This is a genomic window from Enterobacter sp. 296B2 (assembly GCF_034106185.1).
Taxonomy (GTDB): domain Bacteria; phylum Pseudomonadota; class Gammaproteobacteria; order Enterobacterales; family Enterobacteriaceae; genus Enterobacter; species Enterobacter cloacae_N.
In genome coordinates this window covers 1-1047 of sequence record NZ_JAWNCA010000077.1, presented here as the reverse complement: position 1 = coordinate 1047, position 1047 = coordinate 1, and the positions used below count along the sequence as shown (strand labels likewise).

At 54.0% G+C, this 1047-nt stretch carries 1 rRNA gene; it reads right to left on the bottom strand.

Annotation, left to right across the window (positions count from 1 at the left end):
* Nucleotides 1-12 precede the first annotated feature (12 nt).
* Nucleotides 13-1047 (bottom strand): 23S ribosomal RNA (locus tag URZ40_RS23120); the annotation flags it as partial.

Below are 1047 nucleotides of genomic sequence, written 5' to 3'. Positions count from 1 at the left end.
CTTCGGCGTTGTAAGGTTAAGCCTCACGGTTCATTAGTATCGGTTAGCTCAACGCATCGCTGCGCTTACACACCCGACCTATCAACGTCGTCGTCTTCAACGTTCCTTCAGGAGACTTAAAGTCTCAGGGAGAACTCATCTCGGGGCAAGTTTCGTGCTTAGATGCTTTCAGCACTTATCTCTTCCGCATTTAGCTACCGGGCAGTGCCATTGGCATGACAACCCGAACACCAGTGATGCGTCCACTCCGGTCCTCTCGTACTAGGAGCAGCCCCCCTCAATTCTCCAGCGCCCACGGCAGATAGGGACCGAACTGTCTCACGACGTTCTAAACCCAGCTCGCGTACCACTTTAAATGGCGAACAGCCATACCCTTGGGACCTACTTCAGCCCCAGGATGTGATGAGCCGACATCGAGGTGCCAAACACCGCCGTCGATATGAACTCTTGGGCGGTATCAGCCTGTTATCCCCGGAGTACCTTTTATCCGTTGAGCGATGGCCCTTCCATTCAGAACCACCGGATCACTATGACCTGCTTTCGCACCTGCTCGAGCCGTCACTCTCGCAGTCAAGCTAGCTTATGCCATTGCACTAACCTCCTGATGTCCGACCAGGATTAGCTAACCTTCGTGCTCCTCCGTTACTCTTTGGGAGGAGACCGCCCCAGTCAAACTACCCACCAGACACTGTCCGCAACCCGGATTACGGGTCCACGTTAGAACACCAGCCATTAAAGGGTGGTATTTCAAGGACGGCTCCACGCAGACTGGCGTCCACGCTTCAAAGCCTCCCACCTATCCTACACATCAAGGACCAGTGTTCAGTGTCAAGCTATAGTAAAGGTTCACGGGGTCTTTCCGTCTTGCCGCGGGTACACTGCATCTTCACAGCGAGTTCAATTTCACTGAGTCTCGGGTGGAGACAGCCTGGCCATCATTACGCCATTCGTGCAGGTCGGAACTTACCCGACAAGGAATTTCGCTACCTTAGGACCGTTATAGTTACGGCCGCCGTTTACCGGGGCTTCGATCAAGAGCTTCGCGTT